Origin of the sequence: Flavobacterium saliperosum, from assembly GCF_900100625.1 — a bacterium.
Taxonomy (GTDB): domain Bacteria; phylum Bacteroidota; class Bacteroidia; order Flavobacteriales; family Flavobacteriaceae; genus Flavobacterium; species Flavobacterium saliperosum.
Genome location: NZ_FMTY01000001.1, coordinates 204,993 through 218,184 on the forward strand (window position 1 = coordinate 204,993; position 13,192 = coordinate 218,184).

The following is a 13,192-nucleotide window of genomic DNA, read 5'->3' on the forward strand; positions in this document are numbered from 1 at the left end:
TCATTGGAAACCGATTCATACAAAACGCTAGCTTCTCCCTCAGAAGAAGTACTCTATAAAGAAAAAAACAGCAAGTTTTTCGGCTATGCTTTTCCTGTCAGTACAGAGGAAGATGTTAAAGCCATCATTGACGATTTAAAAAAGCAGCATTTTTCTGCCCGACACTGGTGTTACGCCTACCAATTGGGCACCACCAAAATACAGTATCGTGCTAACGATGATGGCGAACCTAACAATTCGGCAGGAATGCCCATTTACGGACAAATTCAGTCGTTTGAAGTCACCAATGTATTGGTTGTGGTCGTTCGGTATTTCGGCGGCGTCAAACTGGGTGTAGGCGGATTAATTTCGGCATACAAAACCGCAGCACAAATGGCATTGGAAATTTCAGACATTGTAGAAAAAACCATCGACATCCATTACCTGATCCGTTTCGACTATAAGAACATGAATAAAGTGATGCGGGTGATCAAAGAAAAGAATCTGGATATCGTTTCCCAAAAAATGGAAATGAGCTGCGAAATTGAAATTGCCACCCGAAAAAAAAATGCCGAAATGGTATTCGACATTTTCTCCAATTTATTTGAAGTGGTGATTCTTGAAAAAGAATAAAACTATTTTGTGATATTTCTAGTTTTCCACTAATTCCACCAACCGTTCCGTGATGTATTTTGGAGGTAAAATCGGGCGACCGGTTTTCATGTCCACAAACACCAAAACGGAGTTGCCAATTGTTAATAACTCCCCTTGTTCATTGTAAATTTCATAGTCAAATTCTATCTTAACGGAGGTCTGACTTTTAAAGATCGTTTTCACCGTAAGCAAGTCGTCATAACGTGCCGGTTTTTTGTAATTCATTGAAAGCGAAACCACCGGAAGCATAATTCCGTTTTCTTCCATCCATTTATACGAAACCCCAAGGTTTCTGAGCCATTCCACGCGTCCCATCTCGAAATATTGCGCATAATTCCCATGATAAACGACCCCCATTTGGTCGGTTTCCGCATACCGGACACGCACCTGAAACTGATAAATTTTCATCTTAAATTTACGTTAATTTATTCTAAATTTTATTTAAAAAAGGCTTACAATTTTTTTTTTACAAAACCAATATGTAAAAGATTTTTTTTTGAAAAATTTTGTCCACATATTTGTCTTCCCAATCAAAAAAAAGATAACCTACGTTAACTTTTTGTCCAACAAATAATTACAAAAACATGCCTGAATATATGAGTACAACTGCGCAATCAGTATGGGAAAACTGCCTGTCTTTTATTAAAGACAATATTCAAGACCAAGCATACAAAACTTGGTTTGAACCTATCAAGGCCGTTGAACTTACAGATAACGCATTATATATTCAAGTTCCCAGTAAATTCTTCTACGAATGGTTAGAAGAACACTATGTTAAATTATTAAAAGTAGCTCTTACCAAAGAGCTGGGACCGAGCGCAAAGTTACTTTATAAAATTAAAATGGAGAATAAACTTGGCAACAAACTTCCGTTTACGGAACAGTTACCAAGTAACAACCGTTCAGCAGTAAAAACTCAGGAAATCGATGTTCCGATTCAGAACAAAAATCCAGAGTTAAAAAACCCGTTTGTAATCCCCGGCATCCGAAATGTAAAAATCGAATCGCAATTAAATTCGAATTACAGTTTCGATAATTTCCTTGAAGGCGATTCCAACCGTTTGGCACGTTCTGCCGGTATGGCCGTTGCCAACAAACCCGGAGGAACTTCTTTTAACCCGTTCCTTATATTTGGAGGTGTTGGTTTAGGTAAGACGCACTTGGCCCATGCTATCGGTGTTGAAATCAAAGAAAAATATCCCGAAAAAACGGTTTTGTATATTTCTGCGGAAGTATTCACGCAACAATATATCGACTCCGTTAAGAAAAATACCCGAAATGATTTTATTCATTTCTACCAATTAATCGATGTGTTAATTATTGATGATGTACAGTTCCTTTCCGGAAAAGCAGGAACACAGGACGTGTTCTTCCACATCTTTAATTATCTGCACCAAAACGGAAAACAGGTCATCCTGACTTCCGACAAGGCGCCTGTAGACATGCAGGACATCGAACAACGTTTGTTATCGCGATTCAAATGGGGACTTTCCGCGGAAATTCACCAACCGGATTACGAAACACGAGTTTCCATCCTAAAAAACATTTTATATCGTGATGGTGTTGAAATGCCGGATGATATTGTGGAATATGTGGCCAAAAACATCAAATCCAACGTTCGTGAATTGGAAGGTGCGATTATTTCCTTAATTGCGCAATCGTCTTTCAACCACCGTGAAGTTACGATTGAACTGGCAAAACAAGTCGTGGAGAAATTTGTTAAGAATGTGAAACGCGAAGTTTCCATCGATTATATCCAAAAAATCGTTTCCGATTATTTCCAATTGGACGTGGAAACGCTACAGTCAAAAACCAGAAAACGCGACGTGGTACAAGCACGACAGTTGGCAATGTTTTTCGCTAAAAAGTTCACCAAAGCTTCTTTGGCAAACATCGGTTCGCAAATTGGTTCCCGTGACCACGCTACGGTTTTACACGCTTGCAAGACAGTAGACAACTTGGTTTCTACCGATAAGCAGTTCAAGAAATACGTAGACGACATCCACAAAAAGCTATCGTTATAATCTATGCCGGTTAAAATTTTAATGGTCTGCCTGGGAAACATTTGTCGTTCTCCTTTAGCGGAAGGAATTTTACAATCCAAACTCCCGAGGGAACAGTTTTTTATTGATTCGGCCGGGACGGGAGGATGGCATGTCGGTCAGGAACCGGACAACCGTTCGATTCAAACCGCCAAAAAACGAGGTTTAGACATAACCCATCAACGCGGCAGACAAATTCACCCCACCGATTTCGATACTTTTGATTATATTTATGTGATGGACATTTCCAATTACAAAAATGTGATTGCTTTGGCACCTTCTGAAGAAGCCAAGTCGAAAGTACAAATGATTCTCAACGAATTGTTTCCGAATGAAAACGTTGATGTTCCCGATCCGTATTATGGCGGACAAAACGGATTTGAACAGGTATTCGACATGCTGGATGATGCCTGCCAAATTATTGCCGAAAAACTTAAAGCCAAACACTCATGAAACCAACCGCTCTTTTGGGAAAATTATATTTGATTCCGACAACTTTAGGCGAAATGAACCCCGAAGATGTATTGCCGCATACCATTAAGAGAACGATTGATTTCATCGACCATTATATTGTTGAAAACGAAAAAACAGCCCGTCGTTTTATCAAAAGCGTACATCCGGAAAAGAAACAACCCGAACTACACCTTTTTGTCTTAAACAAACACACCGATGTTTCGGAGCACCATGAATTTATAAAGCCATTATTAGAAGGCAAAAACATGGGATTGATGAGTGAAGCCGGATGTCCCGGTGTTGCCGATCCTGGTGCTGTGATTGTAAAACTGGCGCATGATAAAGGCATTCAGGTGGTTCCACTGGTTGGACCTTCCTCTATTTTATTGGCGATGATGGCTTCCGGAATGAATGGTCAGAGTTTTGCCTTCAACGGTTATCTGCCCATTGACAAATCCGAGAAGAAAACGGCTTTAAAGAACCTGGAAAAATTATCGTTTGACAAAAACCAGTCGCAGTTATTCATCGAAACACCTTATCGCAACAATAAATTTTTAGAGGATTTACTTCAGATTCTTCAGCCAAACACACTATTATGTGTGGCCTGTGACATTACATTACCAACGGAGTTTATCAAAACGCAATCGGTGAACCAATGGAAAAAAAACAAGGCCGATTTACACAATCGACCTTGCATTTTTATTATACATAAAACCCATTAGTCTAGTTTTACCTTAGCATTTGCATTTGCCACAATATTGGAAGTGTCATAACCTCCAAATTTTTTGATGTAACTTCGTAATGAAGTTCCAAAACCATCAGTAAAACCATTTTGTCCGTTTGATCTTAAATAACTTTTTACCGATCCGGCGCCTCCCAGATGGGCTGCCGCCAAAAGTCCGGATTCCGTTATTTTAACACCATTAATAACACGACCTTCATAGCGATTAATTTCCTTTCTAAGCTCCCATTTGTTTTTGGCGAGGAGTGCTTTAAAAGCTTTTTCCTGTAAAGCAGGATTTTTTAAAAATTCAGAGGTGTTATAAACACCTAAAGTTCGAAGAGTGCTTTTCCCAAATTGGTATTTTCCCATATAACCAAAAGGATTCACTAATCGGTAGAGTCCCAAAGACTCTTTAATCGCAATGGCCTGTTTAAAACCTACATACGATTTTCCGGTATACGGAAAATTGTAATACACTTTTTCAGTTTCTTCTTTGGTTGGTACCAGGTAGTTAATTACTTCGTCATTCGCTACGTGAAAACCTTCTAATTTCTCTGGTTCAAAGGCTTTGAAACCCGAACTGATTAATGTAATCAGAAGTACCAATCCTAAAAAATAAGTCCATTTTTTTATCATAAAATCTATTTCTTCATGCGCTGTCACCGACATGAAATTACCGTTGACAAAGGTACAGCATAAAATAGAAAACTGAAAATCAATAAGTTAAAGTTTGTTAAAAATAGATAAAATGCCCTTTTAAACCGCCGAACTGACTGACCTCCAGTGCCGGAGCAGGAACCTTAATAGTGTTAAAAACCGAGAAAACAGTTTTTAAAATGTGAGAATTTGTGTTGATTTTTGTAAGATCAACGTCGAGACTGAGGTAAAATTGGCGTTTCCGATGATTTTGAGCCGCCACTTCCGGAGAAACGGTTTCCTTATTCCCGGAAACCATTCCGTCAGCACCATAACCGAGAGCCACATTTAACCATTTCGGAAGTTTACTCGCCTTGGCAAACGAATACAGATTTACCGAAAGCCAATAGGTCTGACCATTGTAATCTTTTAAAATCTGTTCGTTCCAACTGCTTCCCAAAGTATTGGGACGCAAAGCGGCATATCGGGTAGTGTGGAAAGAGAACTTTGGTGTAATCCGTTGTTCGTTCCAAAGCAGTTCCTGTGAGACATACAAACCACCGCCGGCAACGTTTGCAGCCACATCACCCCAAGAAGCGCCCCATTCGGATGAAAACCCATCAAAAACCTCAACAACCGACATAAAGGCAAAACCAACCGTAGCTCCGTAGACCAATTGCTGTTTTTTTGTAGCGCCACTCCAAGCCAGACTTTCCGCGCCAAACCGACCTAAATGGTACGTTGAAAACAAGTGGCCGGCTTTATCCATTTGCAGCCAATCGTCATTATCATTGATAAAATGAAAAGATGATTTCGGATAGTCTTTGTACCAAAGCTGGTTCAACCCAATCAATGTTCCGCCGAAAAAAGCCGATTCGGAAATATAAACCGTATTTTTTCTGGGAACGTTTACCGTATCCGAAGGCGTTAAAAACGATTCCATTTTCGATTGCGACTGAACTGTAACCGATAACAATACAAAAAGAATCGCAAGCACTTTTCTTGTAAAAAACACTTGCGATTCTTCAGTAACTATTTTAAAAAACGTACTCAAAAATTAACGCTGATATCCTTGTTTCGCCACCCACTCGGCATATTTCTTAGCGATTACCTGATGTTGCTCGTATGTTTCGGCAAATTCATGATAGCCAAAACGTTCCACACTGGCACAGAAATATACATAATTATGCTTTTCTGCATTTAAAACCGCATCGATAGCCGAAATGTCCGGCATCGCGATAGGTCCTGGTGGCAAACCAGTGTGAATGTAGGTATTATAAGGTGAACTGATTTTCAAATCGTTATACATAACGCGTTTAATAACCTGATCGAAATTTCCTGATTTCTCTTTTATCGCATAAATTACGGTCGGATCCGCCTGTAACGGCATATCCTGTTTCAAACGATTTAGGTAAACGCCCGCCACTCGGGGTCTTTCGTCTGCTTTAGCCGTTTCTTCGTGAACGATAGCCGCTAAAGTAGAAACCTGCACCGGAGTCAAATTCAACGCTTTGGCTTTTGCCTGACGTTCTTCGTTCCAGAATCTGCGGTATTCTTTTGCTAATTTATCGCGTACTTTCATCGGTGTCACGTTCCAGTAAAACTCATAGGTATTCGGAATAAACATCGCCAAAACCGTTTCTTTATTAAAGCCGTTCTCTGCCATAAAAACAGAATCCGTGAATACTTCGGTAAGCGATAAACTGTCCGGTTCAATTTGCGAAGACAAACGTTGCACCAATTTCCCCAATGACTCTTGATTATTGAATGCCAATTTTACAGGGACATTATGACGCAATGAGGAAACTAAATCAAAACTGCTCATCCCTTTTTTCATTAGGAATTTCCCCGGATTGACATTTGAACTGTACCCTCTGTTATTGGCTACAAAGTCAAATTTATCCATATCTTTCACGTAAGGCTCCATTATTTTCTGAACATCCTGATACGTGGAATTGGTGGGAACATAAACGTAAAATTCGTTTTCGTTGAATTTGGTGTTATCAGAAAACACCTTTTTATACATAAAATAGCCGAAAATGGTTGCTCCAAATAAAACTACAACCGATACTATCGAAAGTATTTTTTTAAATTTCATTTTAATTTGCTGGGTTAATTAGCTGATATAATCCTTCGTCTGCATAGTGATTCTGAAAACGGTTCCAGTCTTTTTTCACTCCTATGCATTGGAAGCCAAAATTAGTAAAAAGGTTGATACTTGCCTTATTTTCAGTTCCAATATTTGCATATAACTGATGCAATTGCAAATGGGTGAAACAATACTTAATCAGGAGTGCAAGTGCTTCACTCCCAATCCCTGAATTTCTGTTTTCGCTGTTTTTAATCACAATTCCGATTCCGGCGCGTTGGTTTCTCGGGTCGAAATCGAACAAATCAATCAATCCCACCACCTGAAAGCTGTCATTTTTACAGATAGCCAAACGAAGTTGTTTGGCCTCGTAAATGTCCTGATGCGCGTTCTCAAGGTACTGGCGTATTAAAAACCGACTGTAAGGTGTTTGCGTGTTGCTCACTTCCCAAATGGATTCATCATTTTCTATGGCATAGGTAAACTCCAAATCTTCCGGCTCCAGCGCTCGTAAATAAATTGTATCTCCTTTTAATGTTATCAATATCGGACTTCTTAGATTGTTAGACTTCTTGTATTGTTAGGTATTTTGAATAGCTGTTAGGCATCTATTTCGCCTTTGTAAACAAAAGTAGCCGGACCTTTCAGAAAAACATGGGAAAAAATACCGTTTTTTTCAGTAAAGGACACTTCAAGATTTCCGCCTTCCACCTGCAATTCAATAATGGAACTGTTTGTTTTTCCGGTCGCTTTCATAGCAATCGCTACTGCTGTTGCTCCGGTACCGCAGGACAAGGTTTCATCTTCCACACCGCGTTCGTAAGTACGTAATCGGAATTTGTTTTCATCGGTTTGTGATACAAAATTCACATTACTCCCTGCCTTTCCGTACAAATCGCTGTATCGTATTTTAGAACCTTCATTCCGCACATCGAAAATATGCAGATCTTCCACCATCTGAACATGATGCGGCGAACCGGTATTCAGAAAAACATGCGTGTCATTTTCGCGCACCTCATCCACATCTTTCATCTGAAGTGACACAATTCCCGCATCATTAATGGTTGCGAAATGAAGTCCGTCGGTGGCTATGAATGTCGTTTCCGTGTCAATGATTCCGAGTTGCTTCGCGAAAGCCACCAGACAACGTCCGCCATTACCGCACATGGAACTTTCATTACCATCGGAATTGTAATACACCATTCGGAAATCTGTCGAATCGTCATTTTCCAACAGTATGAGTCCGTCTGCACCAATGCCAAAGCGTCGGTCGCATAATTTCTCGATTAAATTGGTATCATTTTTGGGGAAATGTAAATCTCGGTTATCGATCATTACAAAATCGTTACCCGTTCCCTGATATTTATAAAAAGTATATTGCATCTGATGGTCAATTAAGTAACAAAAGTACGAATATTAACGACAAGTTAAAGTGTGTTAAACGGGCGTTAAACCCTTTTTTTGAATTGATAAAGTTTTTAATTTTACTGTTAAATAATTAAACATACCTTAGATTATGAATAAATTTTCAAGCTTATTAGTCGTATCTCTGTTAAGCGGAACAATAACGCTTGGCGCATACAAATTGCTTTTCGATAGTAATTCCGCTTCGGGAAGCAAATTATCCGTAGCCTCTGACAACTATTCCAAAAATGTCACTTTGGGTGCGGAAAATGTCGATTTCACAACGGCAGCAGAGAATGCCGTGCATTATGTGGTTCACGTGAAGAACGTTTCGGTGTCTGAAGTTCCCTCCAACCCGATTATGGAATATTTTTATGGGTATCGCGGCGGGCAACAGCAAACGCAAATTGGAACCGGTTCCGGAGTGATTATTTCCGAAGACGGGTATATCGTTACCAACAATCACGTGATTCAAAACGCTACCGAGCTGGAAGTCACCTTAAACAGCAATAAAACTTACAAAGCCAAATTAGTAGGAACCGACAGCAAAATGGATGTTGCGCTTTTGAAAGTGGAAGCCGATGAAAAGTTACCGTATGCCACTTTCGCGAATTCCGACAACATGAAAGTGGGCGAATGGGTTTTGGCTGTTGGAAATCCGTACAATCTGAACTCTACCGTTACTGCGGGAATTGTATCGGCGAAAGCCCGTAACTTGAGTAAAGACGGCATTCAGTCCTTCATTCAGACCGATGCGGCCGTAAATCCAGGAAACAGCGGAGGCGCTTTGGTGAATACCAGAGGTGAATTGGTAGGTATCAACACAATGATTTCCTCACCAACAGGAAGTTACGCGGGTTATTCGTTTGCAGTTCCTTCCAATATTACCCGAAAAATCATTGAAGATTTAATGGAATACGGGAATGTGCAACGCGGGGTACTTGGTGTAGGCGGTGGCGAATTAAACAGCATGGCTGCCAAAGAATTTGGCGTAAAAGAAACACAGGGCTTTTACATCAATTCCATTTCCAAAAACTCGGGCGCTGAAAAGGCAGGCTTGAAAAAAGGCGATATTATTGTGCAATTGGACAGTCAGCCAGTTAAAGGCTATTCGAATTTAACCTCATATATTAATACAAAACGTCCAAACGACGTTGTGGAAGTAGGGGTTTTGAGAGACGGCGACCGAAAAACCATTCCGGTGAAACTAACCAAGAAAGAATTGGTGAATGTGGATTATGAAGGGTTCGAATTTGAAGAGATTGATGCCAAAGACAAAAAACGATTCCAATTGAACGAAGGCGTAAAAATCAAAGACGTGACCAACGAGCGATACATTGAATATGCAGATATTTTAAAAGGAAGTATCATCCTTAGAATCGACGGAAATAAAATCACTTCCATGGAACAGGCTTCCCGAATTCTGAATTCAAAAGCCAACAATCAGAAGTTCCGCGTAGAAGTCATCACGCAGGCAGGAGAACGTCTTCAAATGTTACTCTAACAAACTAAAAATAATTAAAGGAAGCCCGGTCAATAGATTGGGCTTTTTTAATGAATTTTCACAAAAATATTTTCTGCAATCTGATTAAAAATCAATATTTTTGCACCAAATTTTAACAACACACTTTAAAATATGGACAATTCAGCTTTATACGAAAAAGAATTGGCTTTTCAGGCAGACAGAAGAAGAGCTGGCGTAGAACTAATCAAGATTATCAGTGATTTATGGTATGACAAATCCATCGAATTGGTACTTTTCAGAAACCAGCTAATCGACAGAAATGTGAGTGATATCATCAATTTGCATGAATATGCGGTTGAATTCGTTCAAAAACCAATCAACGTTTTCGATTCTGTGGAAATTGCAAGAGCAATCCAGGCGTTAGACTTACCTCCTGCTAGAATTGACATTGGAAAATTAACCTACGAATACCATTTAGAAGACGACAAATACAACGATGCCACTGCGTTTGTAATCGACAAATTAAAACACGCGAAAGACACTTCCGAAATCAAACCCAAAGACGTTGTATTATATGGATTTGGTCGTATCGGACGTTTGTTGGCCCGTGAAATGATGTCAAAAATCGGAAAAGGACAACAATTGCGTTTACGAGCCATTGTTACCCGTGATAAAAGTGATGCCAATTTATTGGAAAAACGTGCTTCTTTATTGCGCTATGATTCCGTTCACGGCGATTTCGAAGGATCGGTTTCTGCTGATGTGGAAAACAATGCCTTAATCATCAACGGATCCACGGTTCATATTATCACCGCAAATTCTCCGGAAGAAATTGACTATACCGCATACGGAATTCACGATGCATTGGTAATTGACAATACGGGTGCTTTCACAACGGAAGAAGCCTTAAGCCGTCACTTGGTATCCAAAGGAGTGGAAAAGGTATTATTGACTGCTCCGGGTAAAGGCGTTCCGAACATCGTTTATGGTGTAAATCACGAAGAATACAATCCGGATGAAGTAAAAATCTACTCTGCCGCTTCTTGTACCACTAACGCTATTACTCCGGTTTTAGCCGCTATGGAAGAGACATTAGGCGTTGTTAAAGGCCACTTGGAAACGATCCACGCTTATACCAACGACCAGAATTTGGTTGACAACATGCACAAAAAGTACCGTCGCGGAAGAGCTGCAGCCTTAAACATGGTTATCACCGAAACGGGCGCCGGAAGTGCCGTTGCAAAAGCATTACCGAGTTTAGCCGGAAAACTAACGTCAAACGCTATTCGCGTACCGGTTCCAAACGGATCGTTAGTGGTTTTAAATCTTGAAGTAAGCAAAGCTACTACCAAAGATGATTTGAACGCCATTATGAAAAAATATGCTTTGGAAGGAAATCTTGTAGAGCAAATCAAATATTCCTTAAACAACGAATTGGTATCGTCCGACATCGTAGGGACTTCGGCTCCTGCTATTTTTGACAGTAACGCCACTATTGTTTCTGCCGATGGTAAAAACGTGGTGATGTATGTATGGTACGATAACGAATACGGTTACAGCCATCAGGTTATCCGTTTGGCAAAATACATTGCTAAAGTTAGAAGATACATGTACTACTAATAGTTGACAACTTTTATAATTCACAAATCCGCTTCGAGAAATTGGGGCGGATTTTGTAATTTTATACAAACGCTGCTTATGAACCTCCAACCCATTCTAGAAAACGAAATCGTCAAACTGATTCCTTTACAGGAATCGGATTTTGAAGCCTTATTTGAGGTTGCTTCCGATCCGTTGATTTGGGAGCAGCATCCGAATAAAAATCGTTATCAACGAGACGTTTTTCAGAACTTTTTCGAAGGCGCAATGGAATCCAGAGGGGCATTTCTCATTATTGATAAGAAAACAAATTCGGCAATTGGAAGTACGCGTTTTTATGATTTGGACAAAACCAATAAAAGCGTTTTAATCGGTTATACATTTTACGGAAGAAACTATTGGGGTTCGAGTTGCAATCCGTTGGTTAAGAAACTGATGTTGGAGTACGCATTTCAGTTTGTGGACAAGGTGCATTTTCACATTGGTGCCGAAAATAGGCGTTCCCAAAAAGCCATTGAACGATTGGGCGCTGTAAAAGTCAGAGAAATCGAAGTGGCCTACCACGGTGAACCCAAAAAACTGAATTTTGAATACCTTATTTCGAAAAAAGATTGGAAATAAAATCCTTTTCACAAACAAAAAATGCCTTGCTATACGAGACATTTGGTTTTATCTGAACTAATCCAGCACTCTGTTTATCTGAACAAAACGCTTGGCGTAATACGGTTCTTTGGTAGACGAAATAATTACCCCGGAACTGGTGGAAGAGTGAATGAACTTGATTTCATCTTCTGAAATTTCGGTAATCATTCCCACATGACCTACTCCTCTTCCGCGCGTGGCAAAGAAAATCAAATCCCCTTTTTGTGCTTGGCTGCGGTCTACTTTCACCCCTGAATTGGCTGCCATATCCGAAGATGATCTTGGTAAAGTCATTTCAATATTTTTAAAGGTCGAAAACATCAACCCGGAGCAATCGAAACCATTTCTGTCGGTTCCGCCGCCACGGTAACGCACCCCTAAATTCTCCGAAGCCTTGGCTATCAGAAAATCAGCTTTCATTGCCGCATCAGCCGACAAAGGCATCACCTCTCTTTTAGTTTCGACAACATCCATATCCGAAGCTGAAGCAACGTCATTTGCGTCGTTTGAAGCCATCATCTCTTTACTCGCCCCAGTGTCCTCCTTAGTCACAACTCCTTTAATTACAAGTTGCTGTCCCACTTCCAAACCATTGGTGATTTGCGGGTTTAACTTCTCCAGTTCGGCAATCGAGACTCCATAACGCTTTGAAATGCCGTACTTGGTTTCTTTAGGCAAAACTTCATGAAATACCGAAGCGTCATCTTTAGTCCCTTTTGCTTTATTATCAGCAACCACAACAACATGCTCCGTTTCAGTCTTTTCGCTATCTTTCTTCTTCTCTTCTTTGGTTTTCTTCTTCTCCGCTACTGCCGTATTTTCTGTCCCGGGAATAAACACCACATCCTTTATATCCAATTTGTCATTATCGAATTGCGGATTGGCCTTCTTTAGTTCCTCCACGGAAATATTGTATTTTTTGGCGATTACATAAAACGATTCGCCGGAAGCGACTGTGTGTTTTTGTAATTTGTTTTGAAGTTTGGCAATCTTTGCGAGTTCTGCCTTTGAAGGTTTTTCTTCCCATTGATTTTTAATTCCCTTAGGCAAAGCGAGCAGCTCCCCCAGTTGTAAATTATCGGAATCCAATTGCGGGTTGGCTTCCCGAAGTTTATCAATGGAAGTATCGTATTTTCTGGCAATGGTATATAACGATTCGCCCGATTCCACTTTATGAGAAGCGCCTTTAGGGACAAATTTTCCTTTCTTCTCTTCCTCTTTTTTCTTAGCGTTTTTAGGAACCGAAAGTACCATGTCCAATTGCAGTACTCCTTTGGCCTTGGGATTCAACTCGAAAATCTCCGCCTCCGAAACATTGTATTTTTTTGCGATACTGTACACCGATTCACCGCTTACCACCTTATGACGGATTGTTTTTTGTGCAAAAACAGACACCGACATAAGCAGAAACAATATGGAAAGAAGTTTTGAAATTCTCATTAAATAGTTATTTGTATAAACTTTAAACGCAATAGCTTAAAATTTGTTTTACTCGAAATGTAAAA

Annotated in this window: 14 protein-coding genes; 7 read left to right on the plus strand and 7 right to left on the minus strand. The window is 40.0% G+C overall.

The features are described from left to right. Nucleotides 1-3 precede the first annotated feature (3 nt). Nucleotides 4-612 carry an IMPACT family protein gene (locus BLQ05_RS01040; protein ID WP_023575288.1) on the plus strand — a complete coding sequence of 203 codons (609 nt, stop codon included), beginning with the start codon at nucleotides 4-6 and terminating at the stop codon, nucleotides 610-612. Nucleotides 613-630: 18 nt separating this feature from the next. Here the strand turns inward: BLQ05_RS01040 and BLQ05_RS01045 are convergent, their stop codons facing one another. Then, nucleotides 631-1,041: an acyl-CoA thioesterase gene (locus tag BLQ05_RS01045; RefSeq protein WP_023575289.1), complete on the minus strand. Its 411-nt coding sequence runs from the start codon at nucleotides 1,039-1,041 to the stop codon at nucleotides 631-633. 188 nt (nucleotides 1,042-1,229) lie between these two features. Between BLQ05_RS01045 and dnaA the strand changes: the two genes are divergently transcribed. The 3 genes from dnaA to BLQ05_RS01060 are packed head-to-tail and all read left to right on the plus strand — an operon-like array spanning nucleotide 1,230 to nucleotide 3,850. Next, nucleotides 1,230-2,657 (plus strand): chromosomal replication initiator protein DnaA, encoded by a 1,428-nt coding sequence (dnaA, locus tag BLQ05_RS01050; RefSeq protein ID WP_035118042.1) that lies wholly within the window; start codon nucleotides 1,230-1,232, stop codon nucleotides 2,655-2,657. Between the two features lie 3 nt (nucleotides 2,658-2,660). After that, nucleotides 2,661-3,128, plus strand: coding sequence for a low molecular weight protein-tyrosine-phosphatase (locus BLQ05_RS01055; protein ID WP_035653831.1), 468 nt, complete (start codon nucleotides 2,661-2,663; stop codon nucleotides 3,126-3,128). After that, nucleotides 3,125-3,850, plus strand: a complete 726-nt coding sequence (locus BLQ05_RS01060) for an SAM-dependent methyltransferase (protein ID WP_035653833.1) — start codon at nucleotides 3,125-3,127, stop codon at nucleotides 3,848-3,850. Before BLQ05_RS01055 ends, BLQ05_RS01060 begins: the two co-directional genes overlap by 4 nt. Here BLQ05_RS01060 and BLQ05_RS01065 read toward each other — a convergent pair. The 5 genes from BLQ05_RS01065 to dapF form a co-directional block, all read right to left on the minus strand. Then, nucleotides 3,847-4,488, minus strand: coding sequence for a lysozyme family protein (locus BLQ05_RS01065; RefSeq protein WP_176756866.1), 642 nt, complete (start codon nucleotides 4,486-4,488; stop codon nucleotides 3,847-3,849). The two genes, BLQ05_RS01060 and BLQ05_RS01065, sit on opposite strands and share 4 nt — an antisense overlap. 97 nt (nucleotides 4,489-4,585) lie before the next feature. Then, the gene (locus BLQ05_RS01070) at nucleotides 4,586-5,485 is read right to left on the minus strand and encodes a DUF2279 domain-containing protein (RefSeq protein WP_394359134.1); all 900 of its coding nucleotides are present in this window, start codon (nucleotides 5,483-5,485) and stop codon (nucleotides 4,586-4,588) included. 60 nt (nucleotides 5,486-5,545) lie between these two features. Continuing rightward, entirely contained in the window at nucleotides 5,546-6,586 is a 1,041-nt protein-coding gene (gene mltG, locus BLQ05_RS01075) for an endolytic transglycosylase MltG (protein WP_023575295.1), read from the minus strand. 1 nt (nucleotide 6,587) lies between these two features. Further along, nucleotides 6,588-7,121: a GNAT family N-acetyltransferase gene (locus BLQ05_RS01080; protein WP_023575296.1), complete on the minus strand. Its 534-nt coding sequence runs from the start codon at nucleotides 7,119-7,121 to the stop codon at nucleotides 6,588-6,590. A gap of 56 nt (nucleotides 7,122-7,177) precedes the next feature. After that, entirely contained in the window at nucleotides 7,178-7,960 is a 783-nt protein-coding gene (dapF, locus tag BLQ05_RS01085) for a diaminopimelate epimerase (protein ID WP_023575297.1), read from the minus strand. 133 nt (nucleotides 7,961-8,093) lie between these two features. Here dapF and BLQ05_RS01090 point away from each other — a divergent pair, with 133 nt between their 5' ends. The 3 genes from BLQ05_RS01090 to BLQ05_RS01100 all read left to right on the plus strand — a co-directional run bounded on the left by BLQ05_RS01090 (nucleotide 8,094) and on the right by BLQ05_RS01100 (nucleotide 11,666). Next, nucleotides 8,094-9,485: a S1C family serine protease gene (locus tag BLQ05_RS01090; protein WP_023575298.1), complete on the plus strand. Its 1,392-nt coding sequence runs from the start codon at nucleotides 8,094-8,096 to the stop codon at nucleotides 9,483-9,485. A 132-nt stretch (nucleotides 9,486-9,617) separates the two neighbouring features. Continuing rightward, on the plus strand, nucleotides 9,618-11,066 hold the full coding sequence (locus tag BLQ05_RS01095) for a glyceraldehyde-3-phosphate dehydrogenase (protein WP_023575299.1): 1,449 nt from the start codon (nucleotides 9,618-9,620) through the stop codon (nucleotides 11,064-11,066). 78 nt (nucleotides 11,067-11,144) lie between these two features. After that, the gene (locus tag BLQ05_RS01100) at nucleotides 11,145-11,666 is read left to right on the plus strand and encodes a GNAT family N-acetyltransferase (protein ID WP_023575300.1); all 522 of its coding nucleotides are present in this window, start codon (nucleotides 11,145-11,147) and stop codon (nucleotides 11,664-11,666) included. Between the two features lie 57 nt (nucleotides 11,667-11,723). Here BLQ05_RS01100 and BLQ05_RS13685 read toward each other — a convergent pair whose 3' ends face one another. Next, on the minus strand, nucleotides 11,724-13,127 hold the full coding sequence (locus tag BLQ05_RS13685; RefSeq protein WP_023575301.1) for a peptidoglycan endopeptidase: 1,404 nt from the start codon (nucleotides 13,125-13,127) through the stop codon (nucleotides 11,724-11,726). Between the last annotated feature and the right edge of the window lie 65 nt (nucleotides 13,128-13,192).

Excerpts from the sequence above, each read along its gene's own strand:
- BLQ05_RS01095 (WP_023575299.1), top strand. The coding sequence starts at position 9,618 with ATGGACAATTCAGCTTTATACGAAAAAGAATTGGCTTTTCAGGCAGAC.
- BLQ05_RS01060 (WP_035653833.1), top strand. The coding sequence starts at position 3,125 with ATGAAACCAACCGCTCTTTTGGGAAAATTATATTTGATTCCGACAACT.
- dnaA (WP_035118042.1), top strand. The coding sequence starts at position 1,230 with ATGAGTACAACTGCGCAATCAGTATGGGAAAACTGCCTGTCTTTTATT.
- BLQ05_RS01045 (WP_023575289.1), bottom strand. The coding sequence starts at position 1,041 with ATGAAAATTTATCAGTTTCAGGTGCGTGTCCGGTATGCGGAAACCGAC.
- BLQ05_RS01090 (WP_023575298.1), top strand. The coding sequence starts at position 8,094 with ATGAATAAATTTTCAAGCTTATTAGTCGTATCTCTGTTAAGCGGAACA.
- BLQ05_RS01065 (WP_176756866.1), bottom strand. The coding sequence starts at position 4,488 with ATGATAAAAAAATGGACTTATTTTTTAGGATTGGTACTTCTGATTACA.
- BLQ05_RS01055 (WP_035653831.1), top strand. The coding sequence starts at position 2,661 with ATGCCGGTTAAAATTTTAATGGTCTGCCTGGGAAACATTTGTCGTTCT.
- BLQ05_RS01100 (WP_023575300.1), top strand. The coding sequence starts at position 11,145 with ATGAACCTCCAACCCATTCTAGAAAACGAAATCGTCAAACTGATTCCT.
- BLQ05_RS13685 (WP_023575301.1), bottom strand. The coding sequence starts at position 13,127 with ATGAGAATTTCAAAACTTCTTTCCATATTGTTTCTGCTTATGTCGGTG.
- mltG (WP_023575295.1), bottom strand. The coding sequence starts at position 6,586 with ATGAAATTTAAAAAAATACTTTCGATAGTATCGGTTGTAGTTTTATTT.
- dapF (WP_023575297.1), bottom strand. The coding sequence starts at position 7,960 with ATGCAATATACTTTTTATAAATATCAGGGAACGGGTAACGATTTTGTA.